Raw genomic sequence first — 14,420 nt, 5'->3', positions numbered from 1 at the left:
GCGTCATACGAGCTCGGCCTGCGCAAGTTTCAGCAGGTGTACCACATCTGCGCCCATGAAGATGTTCGCATCAATGCCGGCGCCTTCGTGCTTGCCAGCGAGCCAGACGCGCTGCGCCCCCGCTTTCTTCAATGCCTCCGCCGCCTCTGCCGCGCCCGCTTCGTAGCCTTTGTCATTCCCGCACAGCACCGCGATCCGGCAACCCGACGCCTTGAACGCTGCCGCCAGCTCAGCTGGCGATTTCGGCGGCACCGGCGGTTCCTTGGAGACAATCCCGCCGGCCGCGAAGAAGTTGCGCGCAAAGTCCGCACGCGGCGTGAATTCGGCGAGGCTGCCCAGCGTCGCGAGGAACACCGACGGCGTCTTCGCCGCCTTGGCTGCCGCATCGCGCAGGTCCTCGAACGCCGCCGCAAGCCGAACCGGCTTCAGCGCGTCGGCAACCGTGTCGGCGCCCGGCGCCGGAACGCTCTTCACGAAATGCGCGATTGCATCGTCCGACACAGCGCGCGCCTTTGTCGGCGCCACATCCGCGACCGGCGCGCCGATCTCTTCGAGCAGCGGATACTCGCTGACGCCCGTCACCGGGATCTTGCGCTTCGCAATGTCCTTCGCCCGCGCCTCGCGCACGGCCGCCACGCGCGCCTGGAACGCGCCGGAAACCAGCGAGGCGCCATAGCCGCCTTCGCCTTCGATCTTCTGGAACTCGGCCCAAGCCGCTTGCGCGAGATCCTCCGCCAGTGTCTCCGTAAACCAGGCGCCACCCGTCGGGTCCGCCACGCGGCCGAGCTGGCTCTCTTCCATCGCGATGACCTGCGTGTTGCGCGCGATCCGGCGGCCCAGCTCTTCGGGCAGTCCCAGCGCCTCGTTGAAGGCCCGCACCGTCAGGATGTCCGCCCCGCCAACTGCGCCCGCAAAAGCAGCCGCCGTGCCGCGCAGCATGTTCGTCCACGGATCATACTTCGTCAGCATCCGCGCCGACGAGATTCCCTGCAGCACCATCGGCGCGGCCGGCAATCCGAGCGCCTCAAGGCAGCGCGCCCAGAGCCGCCGCGCCGCGCGCAGCTTCGCGATGCCCATGCCGTAATTCGCGTCCAGCGCCACCGCAAACGTCATGCGGCCTGCGGCCGTCTTCGCGTCCATCACGCCGTCGAGCCGGCGCAGCGTGTCGATCGCCGACGCGACCAGCGCCGCCAGTTCCTGCGCCTCCGATCCGCCCGCTTCATGCACCAGCGCCCCGTCCATCCGGAACAGGTTCGCCGCCGGGAACTTGGCGGCCAGCGCCGCGCCGAGCGCGCCCGCCTTGGCCACGGCCGCATCGAGCCCGCCGCCCAGCTTGCCGGTCTTCGCCAGCGCGCCCAACGGGTTCATGTTGAAGTCGAGCTTCAGCTTTTTCGCGTCGCCCTGATCCTCGGCCCACTGGCCGAGCAGCGCAGCGGTCCGCGCGCCCATGCCGCCCACAGAGTCGAGCGCAATCGTCGCGATGGACGCATCGATGCCGAACAGCGCCGTCTTGAAATCATCGAGCGTGCAGATCTGGACCCCGTCCGCGCCGGTGCCATCCACGCGAAGCTCGATAGACGAGACGCCGCGCTCCAGGTCACGCAGGATCTCTGCATGGGTTTCGGAGGGGGAGGGGTGCGCGAAGGCTTGCCGGATGTCCCATGGCAGCCACTTGTCTGGCGCCGCCGTTTTGCCGCGCAGGTAGGGCGCTGCACCGGGCGCGCCGAGCGGGTCGGATGCACCGCCGAAGTCGCTCTCGCGATAAAGCGCCTTGATGCCGATCCCGTCGGCTGTCTTCCGGGTCAGCGTCTCCACGCCTTTGCCCTTCAGGGCCTTCTCGACCTCTTTCAGCCAGTCGGCTTCGGTTGCTTCGGGAAATGCGGAACTGAAGGGGAGGATGTCGTCTGCCATGCGCCGGGATTTAGGGCATTCGGCAGGGTGTTGTGAACCGTTTCCTTTGGGACATCGTGACACTTCGCCTGACGCCTTGACTTCCTCTGACCGATTTGCGATTGAGAATTATTCGCAAAACTGGAGACCAAGCCATGCGCCCGTCCCGACGCGTCGATGCCCCGCCCGCCCGGATGCCTCAATCCGGCGGCAGTACCGCAGCCGAAACGCCGGGCAATTGCCACACCTGTCCTTTCGCACCCCACCCGCCGCCGCAAGCTGTTTCCTCCCCGGCTGAACCGGCAGGCCCCCTCGGCGACTGGATCGATTCGCAGGCGAATGTGCTTGGTCTCTGGCTTGATCGGCTGATCGAGGCCGGAGACCCCGGTGACCTGATCTCGATGGTCCACCGCCAGCAGGCGTGGTTGCAATTGATGAGGGAACAACTGCCCCGTTAGTGAGTTGTAAAGACAAGCTAACAGTGGCGTAGGTCTTGCCTGCAACAGGGCAGGGGCCAAATATGACTGCTATTGGCACAGCTCCAGAAGGGAATCCGCGCCATGTCGGACAATGAAACCAGCGCCTCCAAACACGCCAAGCAAGCCGCCGAAGATCTTCGCGCCGAGTTTGCCGCCCTCCGTGACGACGTGAATGCCATCCTCAAGACCCTCAAGACCGCCTCGACTGAAGTGGCTGGCGACGCAAAGAGCGCCGCCGGCCACGCCGCGCAGGGCATCAAGCGCGCCGCATCGGACAAGTTCGAGGACGTGCGCGACCGGGCAGAAACGCTTGAGGAAGACCTCGTTCGCAACGTCAAGGAAAGCCCGATCCAGTCGCTCGCCATCGCATTCGGGGTCGGCTTCGCCCTTTCCCTGCTGATGCGGCGCTAGGCCGGATTCATGAACCTCGCAGGACTCGTCGCGAGCTTCGCCTCACTGGCCGCCGTCGATGCGGGCTCGGCCGTGTTGCGCAAGGTGCGCAGCCTTGGGTGGTATGTGGTTGCCGGTTTGCTGCTCCTGACAGCCTACATCGCCGCAACTGCTGCGCTCGTCACATGGCTGGCCACGCAAATTGCCCTTTGGGCGGCCTTCGCCGTCGCAGCCGGCGCGTTCGCCATTCTGGCGGGCGCCGTCCTGCTGGTCGCCGCCAGGGCCGAGAACGCGCGCGAACGCCACCAGCGGGAAGTGGACGCGGCGCGCCATGAGGCCTTGCTCTCCGCCGTCGCGGCGTTCGGCGGCGACGCCTCCACCAAGGCGCTGATCTCGGCGGTGATGCTCGGCATGGCTTCGGGCGCCATTTTCCGCAAGTAAGCCGTTCAGTCCGGCCCGCCATCTGTGTTAGCTCTCTGCGTGTGGAGGGTCACGCATGGCCAGAATCGTCACCATCAACGGCGTCGGTGAAATCGATCTCGACAAGATCGCCCGCCTGCTGCCGGGCCGCAAAGGCTGGGATATCCTCTCCCTCACGACCCAGGGCCGCTATATCAAGGCGATCGTCGACTCCTGGCCGGTGCTGGAAAGCTACGACATCAACACGCCCCTCCGGCTCGGTCATTTCTTCGGCCAGGGTCTCGTCGAAACCGGCTGGCTGAAATACACCGAGGAAGGCTTCAATTATTCCGCCGATGCGCTGATCGCCACCTTCCGCCTCTATCGACGCAATCCGGAACTCGCGCGCCAGCATGCGCGCCGCCCGGAGCTGATCGCCAACACCGTCTATGGTGGCCGCGCCGATCTCGGCAACACCGAACCCGGCGATGGCTGGAAATTCCGCGGCCGCGGCTTCATCCAGCTGACCGGGCGCTACAATTACACGAAGTATGGCGAGGCATCCGGCGTCGACCTCGTCAACGATCCCGACATCATCAAGCGCGACCTGCGCAAGTCGGTCGAAGTCGCCGCCGCCTTCTGGAAGACCAACGGCCTCAATGCCTATGCCGACCAGAACGACGCGGTGAAAGTCTCGCGCGGTGTGAACCGGGGCAATCCGAACGACACGGCGCCCGCCAATCACGAGGATCTCCGCATCCTGTGGACCGAGACCGCGCTGTCCGTCACGCAGTCTCCCCAGAATGTCGCGCCGGAGCCGCAGCCTGCCGCGCCGTCGCTCAAGCCGCTCAGCGTCGGCAGCCGGGGCGAGCGGGTACGCGAACTGCAAGCCGATCTCGAAACCCTCGGCATCGCCACCGGCGGCGCGGATGGCATCTTCGGCCAGGGCACCCGTCGGGCGGTTACCGCGTTCCAGCAGGAAAACGGATTGCCGGTCACCGGCATCGCCGACCAGGCGACCATCGAGGCCGTGGACCGGGCCGCCGACGATCCGACCCGCACCCGCGCCGGCGCGCTCGACCGCAACACCGAAAGCCTGTTCGGCCCACCGGTCAGCTGAGCCGGGGCTTGCCCGTCCTCGCAGAGCAGCCTTTAGTCTCCGGCAACCAGACAAGCCGGAGGAAACAGGGCCATGAGACTGAAGAAACCGCGCATCGCGCCGCTCGCCGATGCCGACATGAACGCCAATCACCGCGAAGCCCTCGCCGCTCAGTTCGGCCGGGGTAATGTCTACAACATCTTCCGCACGCTCGCCCGCGCGCCGGACGCCTACCGCGCGTTCATGAAATGGGGCGGCTACATCCTGTCGGACAAGAACAGCCTCGCCCCGCGTGAACGCGAAATCGTCATCCTGCGCACCGGCTTCAACTGGAAATCCGGCTACGAGTGGGCGCAGCACGTCCGCATCGGCAAGCAGTGCGGCCTCACCGATGTCGAGATCGAAGCCATCAAGGAAGGCCCGCTCTCACCCGACTGGTCGGCCATCGACAGCGCCATGATCCGCGCAACCGACGAACTCACCAGCGACGGTTTCATCACGGATCGCACCTGGGCCGAGCTCGCCCCGCTCACCGAGAAGCAGCGCATGGATCTCGTGATGACCGTTGGGCAATACACGCAGGTCTCGATGATGCTGAACTCGTTCGGCATCCAGCTCGACGACGACCTCACCCTCGACCCGGACCTCGCGAAGTGAGCGCGGCGCCTGTCACCGGGCGCCTTGCCGGCAAGGTCGCGGTCGTCAGCGGGGCGGGGCAGACGCCCGGCGATACGATCGGCAACGGCAAGGCGATCGCCCTCCTGTTCGCGCGCGCCGGCGCCCGCGTCCTCTGCGTCGACCGCGACGAAGCGCGCGGCCAGCTGACGGTCGACGACATCACGGCAGAAGGCGGTGCGGCCCGCCTCTGCGTCGCCGATGTCGCCTCGGCCGAAGGCGCCGACGCGATTGCGGCGGCCTGCACCGACGCGTTCGGCCCGCCGGACATCCTCGTCAACAATGTCGGCATTGGCGACGCGGGCGACGGCCCGCCCCACAAGCTGACCGAAGAGGCATTTGACCGGACGCTGCGCATCAACCTGAAAGGCGCCTGGCTGCTCACCAAGGCGCTGCTGCCCGGCATGCTCGAACGCCGTCAGGGCGCCATCGTCAACATCTCGTCACTCGCCTCCATCGCGGGCGGCTTCCAGATGGCCTACGAAGTCTCCAAGGCGGGCATGAACCGGATGACGCTCAGCATCGCCATGTCCGGCGCCTCGCGCGGCGTGCGTTGCAATGCCATCACGCCCGGCCTGATGGACACGCCGATGGCGATCCGCGGCATCTCCCAGATGCGCGGCATCCCGGAGGACGAGCTGCGTGCGCAGCGCGCCGCCCGCGTGCCGATGAAGCGCATGGGCACCGGTTGGGACACCGCCCACGCCGCGCTGTTCCTCGCCAGCGACGAAGCGGCCTACATCACCGGTGCTATCCTGCCGGTCGACGGCGGCGGCAGCGCGCTGATCGGATAGGCGCGCGCCGCGCTGCTTCCCTTCACGTCATGGGTTGCCGTCGCAGCGCGGCCCGCTACATTCATCCACAATGTAAACACTGTTCACTTCGACGCGAGGAAACTTCATGTCCGTGCCGCCCATCCTGCAGAACCTGCGCATTCCGGTTATTGCCTCGCCGCTGTTCATCATCTCGAACCCGGATCTCGTGATCGCCCAGTGCAAGGCCGGCGTGGTCGGCAGTTTCCCGGCGCTGAACGCGCGCCCCGGCCCGGTGCTTCACGACTGGCTCGACCGGATCAGCACCGAACTCGCCGACTACAATGCGAAGAACCCGGACCGTCCTGCCGCGCCCTATGCGGTCAACCAGATCGTCCACAAGACCAACAACCGCCTCGACCACGACATCGAAGCTTGCGTGAAGTTCAAGGTGCCGGTCGTGATCACCTCGCTCGGCGCCCGCAAGGACGTGAACGACGCGATCCATTCGTATGGCGGCATCGTGCTGCATGATGTCATCGACACCTTCTTCGCGAAGAAGGCGCTCGAGAAAGGCGCAGACGGCCTGATCGCCGTCGCCACCGGCGCGGGCGGCCATGCAGGCGTGCTGTCGCCCATCGCGCTGATCCAGGAGATCCGCGAATTCTTTGACGGCCCGCTCGCCCTCTCGGGCTCGATCGCCACTGGCGGCGCCGTCGCCGCCGCGCTCGCGATGGGCGCAGACTTCGGCTATATCGGCTCGGCCTTCATCTCCTGCGACGAGGCCAATGCCGTCGAAGGCTACAAGGACGCGATCGTCAAATACGGCGCCGAAGACATCCTCTATTCCAACCTCTTCACCGGCGTGCACGGAAACTACCTGCGCCCGTCGGTCATCGCCGCCGGCCTCGATCCGGACAACCTGCCGGTCAGCGATCCGTCGAAGATGAACTTCGGCTCGGGCGGCAATACCGAAGCGAAAGCCTGGAAGGACATCTGGGGCTGCGGGCAGGGCATCGGCGTGATCAAGTCGCGCATGCCGACGCAGGTCTATGTCGACCAGCTCGTGAAGGAGTACGACGACGCCCGCGCGGCCCTCGCCAAGGGCCTCGCCTTCAGCCGGAAGCAAACTGTCAGCGCTTGAACCGCGCCCGACCCGTGCCCGCTCATCCCGGCGAAAGCCGGGAACCAGTTTCCGCCGCAACTCTGGTTCCCGGCTTTCGCCGGGATAAGCGAAGTGGGAGGGCGAGGGGCACCAAAACTGTTGCACAAGTTTTGCCTTGTGCAACAAAATCGGGGCTCCGCAGCCGTTTCGCGTAAAAAATCTTCACCTCTGCCGCGGTTGAAATTCCGCTATTTTGCAGGGGGTTGCCAGCGGCGCATGCCCGTGGCCGCGCGCATCCTCCCACTTTTTCACAGCTTACGAATCCGGCGGGGTCTGCAGCGGGGGCATACTCACGCTCATGCTGATTGCTTCGTACAAGGACTTTTCATTGGCCGGTTGGGCCTGGCCGCATTTTTGGCCGGCGGAGCTGGCCTGTAAATGCCAGGGCAAAGGCTGCCGGGGAGAATACTGGCATGACCCAGCCTTCCTTGATGCGCTCGAAGCGCTGCGCGCCGCGATGCGCCGGCCGATCAGGATCAATTCAGGTCATCGCTGCGCGGTGCGCAACGCCCTCGTCCGAGGCGCGGCCCGGTCGTTTCACCGGCGCATCGCGGTCGACGTGTCGCTCGAGAACCACGACCGCTACGCCTTGAGGAAAGCGGCCATCGCGTGCGGCTTCACGGGAATAGGCCTCGCCCGCAGCTTCATTCATCTCGACCGGCGGGCAATTCCTGCCGAATGGACATACGACGGAGCCGAGACATCATGGCGGATATGATCGGACTGGCCGCAAGCGCGGCAGGCGGCGGCGTGTTCGGCCTTCTGGGCACCGTGATCGGGCGGATCGCGGGACTGGTAGAGCGCCGGCAGGACAACGTGCAGGAGCGGGCACGCTGGACGCATGAGGCGGCAATGGTTGAACTTCAGATGAAGGCGCGGGCATCTGAACTCGCGGGGGCGGCGGACCTCGCGAATACGTCGGGAGCCTGGCAAGGGCTCTCGGCCTCCTTGGCGGCGGAAGCCTCCATCGGCGAGAGCAATCAGTGGGTGAATGCGGTGCGGGCCCTGACAAGGCCGTTGCTGACCTTGCTGCTCTGGCTCATCACGGGGCTTGTCTATCTCGGCGCGGCGGCCGAGGCGCGGGCAAGCATCGTCGAGACCACCACCTTCGCAGCGACAGCGGCGACGCTCTGGTGGTTCGGCGACCGGGGCAACCGGCGGGAGGTGCGTTGAGGTTTGCCTGAGGCCCATCGCGGCGTTCCGAAAAGTGGAATGCGGTTTTCGGTGAAACGCCGCGAATATTGATGTAGGCTTCCTTCCAGCTAAGGGAGGAAGCCATGAGTGCTTCGGCAAAATCAGACCTGTCAAAACTCGGCGCGCTGGACACCGCTGATGCGGTGCGCAGCGGGCAGGTTTCAGCTTTGGAAGCGTGCGATGCAGCCATCGCGCGCATAGAGGCGCTGGACAAAACGCTGAACGCCGTCGTCGTGCGCGATTTCGAGCGGGCGCGGGCCACCGCGAAACGCCTTGACCAGACGAAAGCGAAGAACGACCCCCGACGCCTGTTCGGTGTGCCGATGACGGTGAAGGAGTCCAATGATGTTGACGGCCTGCCGTCGACCTGGGGCTTCGAGATGTTCGCCAAGGTGAAGGCCGACCGGGATGCCGTCGTCGTCCAGCGGCTGAAAGCGGAAGGCGCCGTGATCCTCGGCAAGACCAACGTTCCGGTCGCGCTGGGCGACTGGCAGTCCGAAAACCCGGTCTACGGTCGCACGCTGAACCCCTTCGACCATACCCGCTCACCCGGCGGCTCGTCCGGCGGGGCAGCCGCCGCGCTGGCGTCCGGCATGGTGCCGCTCGAAATCGGCTCCGACATCGGCGGCTCGATCCGCGCGCCGTCGCACATGTGCGGCGTGTTCGGACACAAGCCCAGCTACGGAATCGTGCCCCTGCGCGGCCATGGCTTTCCCGGCACCGACGGACTCGATGTGCCGCTTGCGGTCGTCGGTCCGATGGCCCGCAACGTGGCCGACCTTGCGGCGACGCTCGACATCATCGCCGGTCCCGAGGGCCCGGGCTACCGGCTTGACCTGCCGCCGGCGCGCCAGCGCGAACTCCGGGAGTTTCGCATCCGGGTCATCGGCGAAATGCCGGGCGTGCCAGTCGATTCCGACACGGCGGCGGCACTCAAAGGCTTCACCTCTGCGCTCGACGATGCAGGTGTGGATGTGTCTTCCTCAAACGAAGGTTATCCCGATCTGGTCCGGATGATGGAAGCCTATATCCGTATGCTGAACACGGTGATCTCGCGCGGCTCGCCGGATGCGCGCCCGATTGATGCCCATGAATGGATGGCGCTGCAGGACGAACAACTCGCCGTCACCCGCCAGTGGCGCCGCGTCTTCGACGATACCGACATCGTCGTGTCGCCGATCTTTTCGACGCCGGCTTTCATCTACCAGACTGAACCGGACTGGACGAAACGCCAGATCCTGATCGACGGCAAGCCGTTCAACTATGGCAGCCAGCTCAGCTGGGCAGGCATCGCGACCTATGCCGGACTGCCGGCAACCGCGATTCCGGTCGCGCGCACCGAGGGCGGCCTGCCGATCGGGTTGCAGCTGATCGGCGCGCCGTTCGAAGACCGCACGACCTTGCGCTTCGCCGAGCTCTGCGAAGCGACCGGCCTGACGGTCTGACCCCGGATGCCGACTTCTGAAACGGTAGCCCGCTTCACGGCGCAGGTCCTGAGCGGCGATCATGCCGGTGCCATTCGCGACTGGTATACGGACGAAGCAACGATGCAGGAGAACCAGGCGCCGCCTCGCAAAGGGCGGGACGTGCTGGTCTCGCAGGAGCAGGCAACGCTCGACCGGATGTCGCGCGTCGACACGGAGTTGCTGGCGCCGCCGGTGATCGACGGGGATACGGTGGTGATCCGCTGGCGGTTCACTTTTCACCCGAAGGCGGGCGGCCGGCGACAGATGGAAGAAGTGGCGTGGCAGCGATGGGACGGCGACCGCATCGCGGCAGAGACCTTCTTCTACGACCCCGCACAGATGAAGGGATAGCCCGGCTATGGCGTCAGCAGATTTCATTCTCGTGATCGACGAGGGCACGACGTCCACCCGGGCGATCGTCTATGACCGCAACTTCCATGAGGTCGCCCTGGCGCAGGAGGAAGTTGCGCTGCAGTTTCCGGCGGATGGCTGGGTCGAACAGAAGGGTGAGGAAATCTGGTCTCGCACCCTGTCGGTCTGCCGGAGTGTGATCGCGAAAGCTGGCGGCGCCGATCGGATCGCGGCGATCGGCATCACCAATCAGCGCGAGTCCACGCTTGTCTGGGAGCGCGCGACCGGCAAGGCGATCGCGCCTGCCATCATCTGGCAGGACCGTCGCACCGCTTCGGTCTGCGATGCCTTGAAGGGCAGGGGCGTCGAGGCGGCGACGCAGGATGAAACGGGCCTGCTGCTCGACCCGTACTTTTCGGGCACCAAGATCGGCTGGATCCTCGACAACGTGCCGGGCGCGCGGGCGAGAGCTGAAGGCGGCGAGCTGGCATTCGGCACCGTGGACAGCTTCCTCCTCTGGCGCCTGACAGGCGGGAAGGTGCACGCGACCGACGTGACCAACGCCTCGCGCACCTTGCTCTACCGTTTGGGGCTCGGCCCGGACGGCGGATGGAGCCCCGGCATGGCCGAACGGCTGAGTGTGCCGATGGCGCTGCTGCCGGAAGTGAAGTCCAGCGCGGCCGATTTCGGCGTGGCCGATGCGGCGCTGTTCGGCCGGGCCATCCCGATCTGCTCGGTGCTGGGCGACCAGCAGTCGGCGCTGGTCGGGCAAGGCTGTCTGGCGCCGGGCCAGGCCAAGGTGACGTTCGGCACGGGCGCGTTCCTCGTTGCGAATACCGGAAGTGTGCGCCCCGCTTCGCGCAACCGTTTGCTGGGAACCATGGGATATGCGTTGCCGGGGGCTGCCGCGATGGCGCTGGAAGGATCCATCTTCAACGCCGGCACGGTGATCAAATGGCTGCGCGACGACCTTCGGCTTATTCAGAGTGCGGAAGAAAGCCAGAAAATGGCAGCAAGCCTGCCAGATACCGGCGGCGTGTACATGGTGCCGGCGTTCACGGGGCTCGGTGCGCCGCACTGGAATGCCGAGGCACGCGGCTTGATCGCCGGGCTCACCCGCGCGACGACGGCAGCGCACCTGGTTCGAGCCGGGCTTGAGTCCGTGGCCTACCAGACGCGCGACCTGCTGGACGCCTTCGCCGGCGACGGCGCGGCGATCGGCGAACTGCGCGTCGATGGCGGCATGGTCGCGAATGACTGGCTGATGCAGTTCCTGTCGGACGTCTGCGATCTTCCGGTGCTGCGCCCGGACTATCGCGAGATGACGGCGCTCGGCGCGGCGGCGGCGGCGGCCATGAAGATCGGATGGCTGACGCCGGCAGACTGGGCCTCGCGGGCCGTTCCGGGGACGCGGTTTGAACCGAAAATGGCTGACGAAACGCGGGTGGGTCTCATTCGCGGATGGAACGCCGCACTGGGGCGCGCTCTCTGATCAAGCGATGGTTCGCAGACCGAGTAATGTTACGTATTTTACATCGTCACACAATATTCATCCGAGGGGCGCGGGTTTCCGGTAGCATCTGAAGCGTGCACTACAGACAGCGCTCTGCCAGTTCGTCGTGCGATACTGTATTTGTATTGCGCTTTGACGTTTTTGACTTGCTAACCATCATTTCGGAGGCGTAAGGGTAGCCGCGGCACTCGGGTGGGAGGCGCCTATGACGATGCCTCGCGTGAGCTTGGCAATGCCTGTGTACAATGGTGAGAACTTCATTCGCGAAGCGATTGAAGCCATTCTGGTGCAAGACCTTGCCGACTTCGAACTGATCATTACCGATAACGCATCGACCGACGCGACCGAGGAGATCTGCCGCGCCTATGCGGCGCGCGACAAGCGCGTGCGCTATTACCGTAATCCGCAAAATCTGGGCGCTGCACCCAATTACAATCGTGGCTTCGAACTGGCGCGTGGCACATACCTCAAGTGGTGTCCGCACGACGATTACATGAGCCCGAATTTCCTCTCCGCCTGCGTGGCAAAGCTGGAAGAACGACCGGATGCGGCGCTCGCCTTCGGCTTCACACAGTGCGTGGACAAGAACAGCGAGCCCTTCAAATGGCCGGACGGCGAGATGGGCACGATCGATGATCCGGATCCGGCCAATCGGTTTTACCGGTGCATTACCGAAGCGGCGACGAACTTCCCGATCTTCGGGCTCTACCGTGTCGACCTGCTGAAACGCACCACGCTGCACCGGAGCTATTATGGCTCGGACCGCGCCCTCACCGCAGAAGTTGCCTTGCTCGGTCCGTGCCTGATGGTGCCGGAGGCGATCTTCTACAACCGTGAGCATCCAAGCCGGTCGATCAACATCACTGATCTGGCCGTGCGCAGCCGCTGGCAGAACGGCAAGTCGACCCGGCGCGCCGCGATGGAGCACGTCAACCTGCTCACGCACCTGATCGAGATTGCGCGGCGCCATCCGGACGTGATTGCGCCGCATCGCGCGCTGGCGGCGCTGGCGAAGTATGCGCTGACACCCAAACAAGTCGGCCGGTACGGGCTCGACATGATCCGCTTTGTATCGCCCGGCCTGGGCATGCAGTTGAAACGCCTCGTCGTGCGCCCGATAAAACGTGCGCGAGACGAGTCCGAAGAAATGGAAGACGACATCGCGCAGAATGCGCAGGCGTAGATTTTGGATGGGACACCATGAAGGTGGGAATTTTGGCGGGCGGCTATGGCTCGCGGCTGGCCGAAGAGACTGAGATCCGGCCGAAACCGATGGTCGAGATCGGCGGCATGCCGATCCTCTGGCATATCATGAGCATCTACAGCAGCTTCGGCTTCAACGATTTCGCCGTCGCGCTTGGGTACAAGGGCGACTACATCAAGCGCTGGTTCCGCGACTATGGCTCGCTCGGCCGCAGCATGTCGATCAACACGGCGAGCGGCGACTACAAGTTCCACGATGACGACCGGCCGAGCTGGAATGTCGATCTGGTGGAGACCGGCCTCAACACGATGACCGGCGGACGCATCAAGCGGCTGAAGCCGTGGATGGGGGACGGCACGTTCATGCTGACCTGGGGCGACGGGGTTGCCGACGTGAACATCCCGGAACTGATCAAGTTCCACAAGTCGCACGGCAAGCTCGCGACGATGACGGCGGTGCGCCCGCCGGCGCGCTATGGCCACATGGAAATGGATGGCAACCAGGTGCGCGAGTTCTCCGAGAAGCCGCAGACGGGCGAAGGCTGGATCAACGGCGCCTTCTTCGTGCTTGAGCCCGGCATCTTCGACTATATCGAGGGCGACTCGATGATGTTCGAACACGATCCGATGCGCCGCCTGGCGGCAGACGGACAGCTGATGGCGTACAAGCACGGCTCCTTCTGGCAGTGCATGGATACGCTGCGCGAGAAGAAGATTCTGCAGGATTATTGGGACAGCGGAAGCGCGCCCTGGAAGCTCTGGTAAAGGTGGGAAAGATGAAAGTACTCCTGACGGGACATTGCGGATACATCGGCACGTTGCTGGGGCCGATGCTGCTGGAGCGTGGCCATGAAGTGTTCGGGCTCGACAGCGATATCTTCCGGGGCTCGAGCTTCCTGGACATCCGCACGCAGCTGAAGGCGCGGATCAAGGATTGCCGGGACGTCAGCGCAGATGATCTGCACCCGGACCACCTGGCGGGCTTCGATGCGGTGATCCACCTCGCGGGCCTCTCCAACGATCCGCTCGGCGATTTCCAGCCGCACCTGACCGAAGAGATCAACTACAAGGCTTCGTTGAAGCTGGCGCAGCTGGCAAAGGCCGCCGGCGTGTCGCGCTTCCTGTTCGCGTCGTCGTGCAGCAATTACGGCGCGGCAGGCGAAGACTTCCTGACCGAGAAGGCCGCCTTCAATCCGGTAACGCCTTACGGGGAATCGAAGGTCGCGGTGGAGCGGGCGGTGGCGCCGATGGCCGACGAGACCTTCAGCCCGACCTTCCTGCGCGCCTCGACCGCGTATGGAGTTTCGCCGCGCCTGCGGTTCGATCTCGTTGTCAACAACCTGACCGCCTGGGCGGTTGCGACCGGTGAAGTGCGCTTGAAGAGTGACGGCCAGTCCTGGCGTCCGATCGTGCATGTCGAAGACATCGCGCGCGCGTACGTGGCGATCCTCGAGGCCGACCGTGCCGACATCCACAACGAGGCATTCAACGTCGGTTCGACCACGGAGAATTACCGTATACGCGACATCGCGCATCTCGTGCAGGAAGTCGTGCCGGGCAGCCGCGTGAGCTTCGCCAATGATGCCGCACCCGACAAACGCAACTATCGCGTCGACTGCAACTACATTGCCCGCAAGCTGCACGGCTTCAAGCCGCAATGGACTGCGCGCCGGGGCATCGAGGAGTTGTATGACGCCTTCCTCAGCCGCAACCTGACAATCGAGGATTTCGAAGGCGCAAAGTTCAAACGCATCGCGCACGTCAAGCAGTTGATCGACGAAGGCAGCCTGTCGAACGACCTGCGCTGGCGCACGCCGGCGACGACCGAGGCCTGAGAGGACACA

Annotated in this window: 16 protein-coding genes; 15 read left to right on the top strand and 1 reads right to left on the bottom strand. The window is 65.0% G+C overall.

Going from position 1 to position 14,420, the window contains the following annotated elements:
* Nucleotides 1-3 precede the first annotated feature (3 nt).
* On the bottom strand, nt 4-1,911 hold the full coding sequence (locus IPK75_16870) for a methylmalonyl-CoA mutase (GenBank protein MBK8200021.1): 1,908 nt from the start codon (nt 1,909-1,911) through the stop codon (nt 4-6).
* Between the two features lie 134 nt (nt 1,912-2,045).
* Here IPK75_16870 and IPK75_16865 point away from each other — a divergent pair, with 134 nt between their 5' ends.
* From IPK75_16865 to IPK75_16795, 15 genes are all read left to right on the top strand, one after another.
* Nucleotides 2,046-2,348, top strand: coding sequence for a hypothetical protein (locus IPK75_16865; GenBank protein ID MBK8200020.1), 303 nt, complete (start codon nt 2,046-2,048; stop codon nt 2,346-2,348).
* A gap of 102 nt (nt 2,349-2,450) precedes the next feature.
* Nucleotides 2,451-2,780, top strand: a complete 330-nt coding sequence (locus IPK75_16860; protein MBK8200019.1) for a DUF883 family protein — start codon at nt 2,451-2,453, stop codon at nt 2,778-2,780.
* 9 nt (nt 2,781-2,789) lie between these two features.
* A complete protein-coding gene (locus tag IPK75_16855) occupies nt 2,790-3,200 on the top strand; it encodes a hypothetical protein (GenBank protein MBK8200018.1) in 411 nt (136 codons plus the stop codon).
* Between the two features lie 55 nt (nt 3,201-3,255).
* On the top strand, nt 3,256-4,278 hold the full coding sequence (locus IPK75_16850; GenBank protein ID MBK8200017.1) for a peptidoglycan-binding protein: 1,023 nt from the start codon (nt 3,256-3,258) through the stop codon (nt 4,276-4,278).
* Nucleotides 4,279-4,350: 72 nt separating this feature from the next.
* Entirely contained in the window at nt 4,351-4,914 is a 564-nt protein-coding gene (locus tag IPK75_16845; protein ID MBK8200016.1) for a carboxymuconolactone decarboxylase family protein, read from the top strand.
* Complete coding sequence (locus tag IPK75_16840; protein MBK8200015.1) at nt 4,911-5,726, top strand: SDR family oxidoreductase; 816 nt, start codon at nt 4,911-4,913, stop codon at nt 5,724-5,726. The genes IPK75_16845 and IPK75_16840 overlap by 4 nt, the downstream gene beginning before the upstream one ends.
* Before the next feature lie 106 nt (nt 5,727-5,832).
* On the top strand, nt 5,833-6,828 hold the full coding sequence (locus IPK75_16835; GenBank protein ID MBK8200014.1) for a nitronate monooxygenase: 996 nt from the start codon (nt 5,833-5,835) through the stop codon (nt 6,826-6,828).
* A 319-nt stretch (nt 6,829-7,147) separates the two neighbouring features.
* A complete protein-coding gene (locus IPK75_16830; protein ID MBK8200013.1) occupies nt 7,148-7,567 on the top strand; it encodes a hypothetical protein in 420 nt (139 codons plus the stop codon).
* Nucleotides 7,555-8,022, top strand: a complete 468-nt coding sequence (locus IPK75_16825) for a hypothetical protein (GenBank protein MBK8200012.1) — start codon at nt 7,555-7,557, stop codon at nt 8,020-8,022. The genes IPK75_16830 and IPK75_16825 overlap by 13 nt, the downstream gene beginning before the upstream one ends.
* A gap of 104 nt (nt 8,023-8,126) precedes the next feature.
* Nucleotides 8,127-9,488, top strand: coding sequence for an amidase (locus IPK75_16820; protein ID MBK8200011.1), 1,362 nt, complete (start codon nt 8,127-8,129; stop codon nt 9,486-9,488).
* Between the two features lie 6 nt (nt 9,489-9,494).
* Nucleotides 9,495-9,860: a nuclear transport factor 2 family protein gene (locus IPK75_16815; GenBank protein ID MBK8200010.1), complete on the top strand. Its 366-nt coding sequence runs from the start codon at nt 9,495-9,497 to the stop codon at nt 9,858-9,860.
* 7 nt (nt 9,861-9,867) lie between these two features.
* A complete protein-coding gene (gene glpK / locus IPK75_16810) occupies nt 9,868-11,352 on the top strand; it encodes a glycerol kinase GlpK (protein ID MBK8200009.1) in 1,485 nt (494 codons plus the stop codon).
* 226 nt (nt 11,353-11,578) lie between these two features.
* A complete protein-coding gene (locus IPK75_16805) occupies nt 11,579-12,556 on the top strand; it encodes a glycosyltransferase family 2 protein (GenBank protein ID MBK8200008.1) in 978 nt (325 codons plus the stop codon).
* Between the two features lie 17 nt (nt 12,557-12,573).
* Nucleotides 12,574-13,341: a glucose-1-phosphate cytidylyltransferase gene (rfbF, locus tag IPK75_16800; GenBank protein MBK8200007.1), complete on the top strand. Its 768-nt coding sequence runs from the start codon at nt 12,574-12,576 to the stop codon at nt 13,339-13,341.
* Nucleotides 13,342-13,352: 11 nt separating this feature from the next.
* Nucleotides 13,353-14,411, top strand: a complete 1,059-nt coding sequence (locus IPK75_16795) for an NAD(P)-dependent oxidoreductase (GenBank protein MBK8200006.1) — start codon at nt 13,353-13,355, stop codon at nt 14,409-14,411.
* Nucleotides 14,412-14,420: the final 9 nt, after the last annotated feature.

It is taken from the genome of Acidobacteriota bacterium (assembly GCA_016712445.1).
GTDB lineage: Bacteria > Pseudomonadota > Alphaproteobacteria > Caulobacterales > Hyphomonadaceae > Hyphomonas.
Note: the sequence above shows the minus strand (reverse complement) of the source record. Positions and strands in the feature narration are given on the sequence as shown.

Bases quoted from the DNA above. Each gene is read 5' to 3' on its own strand.
- IPK75_16870 (MBK8200021.1), bottom strand. From the start codon at position 1,911: ATGGCAGACGACATCCTCCCCTTCAGTTCCGCATTTCCCGAAGCAACC.
- IPK75_16865 (MBK8200020.1), top strand. From the start codon at position 2,046: ATGCGCCCGTCCCGACGCGTCGATGCCCCGCCCGCCCGGATGCCTCAA.
- IPK75_16860 (MBK8200019.1), top strand. From the start codon at position 2,451: ATGTCGGACAATGAAACCAGCGCCTCCAAACACGCCAAGCAAGCCGCC.
- IPK75_16855 (MBK8200018.1), top strand. From the start codon at position 2,790: ATGAACCTCGCAGGACTCGTCGCGAGCTTCGCCTCACTGGCCGCCGTC.
- IPK75_16850 (MBK8200017.1), top strand. From the start codon at position 3,256: ATGGCCAGAATCGTCACCATCAACGGCGTCGGTGAAATCGATCTCGAC.
- IPK75_16845 (MBK8200016.1), top strand. From the start codon at position 4,351: ATGAGACTGAAGAAACCGCGCATCGCGCCGCTCGCCGATGCCGACATG.
- IPK75_16835 (MBK8200014.1), top strand. From the start codon at position 5,833: ATGTCCGTGCCGCCCATCCTGCAGAACCTGCGCATTCCGGTTATTGCC.
- IPK75_16830 (MBK8200013.1), top strand. From the start codon at position 7,148: ATGCTGATTGCTTCGTACAAGGACTTTTCATTGGCCGGTTGGGCCTGG.
- IPK75_16825 (MBK8200012.1), top strand. From the start codon at position 7,555: ATGGCGGATATGATCGGACTGGCCGCAAGCGCGGCAGGCGGCGGCGTG.
- IPK75_16820 (MBK8200011.1), top strand. From the start codon at position 8,127: ATGAGTGCTTCGGCAAAATCAGACCTGTCAAAACTCGGCGCGCTGGAC.
- IPK75_16815 (MBK8200010.1), top strand. From the start codon at position 9,495: ATGCCGACTTCTGAAACGGTAGCCCGCTTCACGGCGCAGGTCCTGAGC.
- glpK (MBK8200009.1), top strand. From the start codon at position 9,868: ATGGCGTCAGCAGATTTCATTCTCGTGATCGACGAGGGCACGACGTCC.
- IPK75_16805 (MBK8200008.1), top strand. From the start codon at position 11,579: ATGACGATGCCTCGCGTGAGCTTGGCAATGCCTGTGTACAATGGTGAG.
- rfbF (MBK8200007.1), top strand. From the start codon at position 12,574: ATGAAGGTGGGAATTTTGGCGGGCGGCTATGGCTCGCGGCTGGCCGAA.
- IPK75_16795 (MBK8200006.1), top strand. From the start codon at position 13,353: ATGAAAGTACTCCTGACGGGACATTGCGGATACATCGGCACGTTGCTG.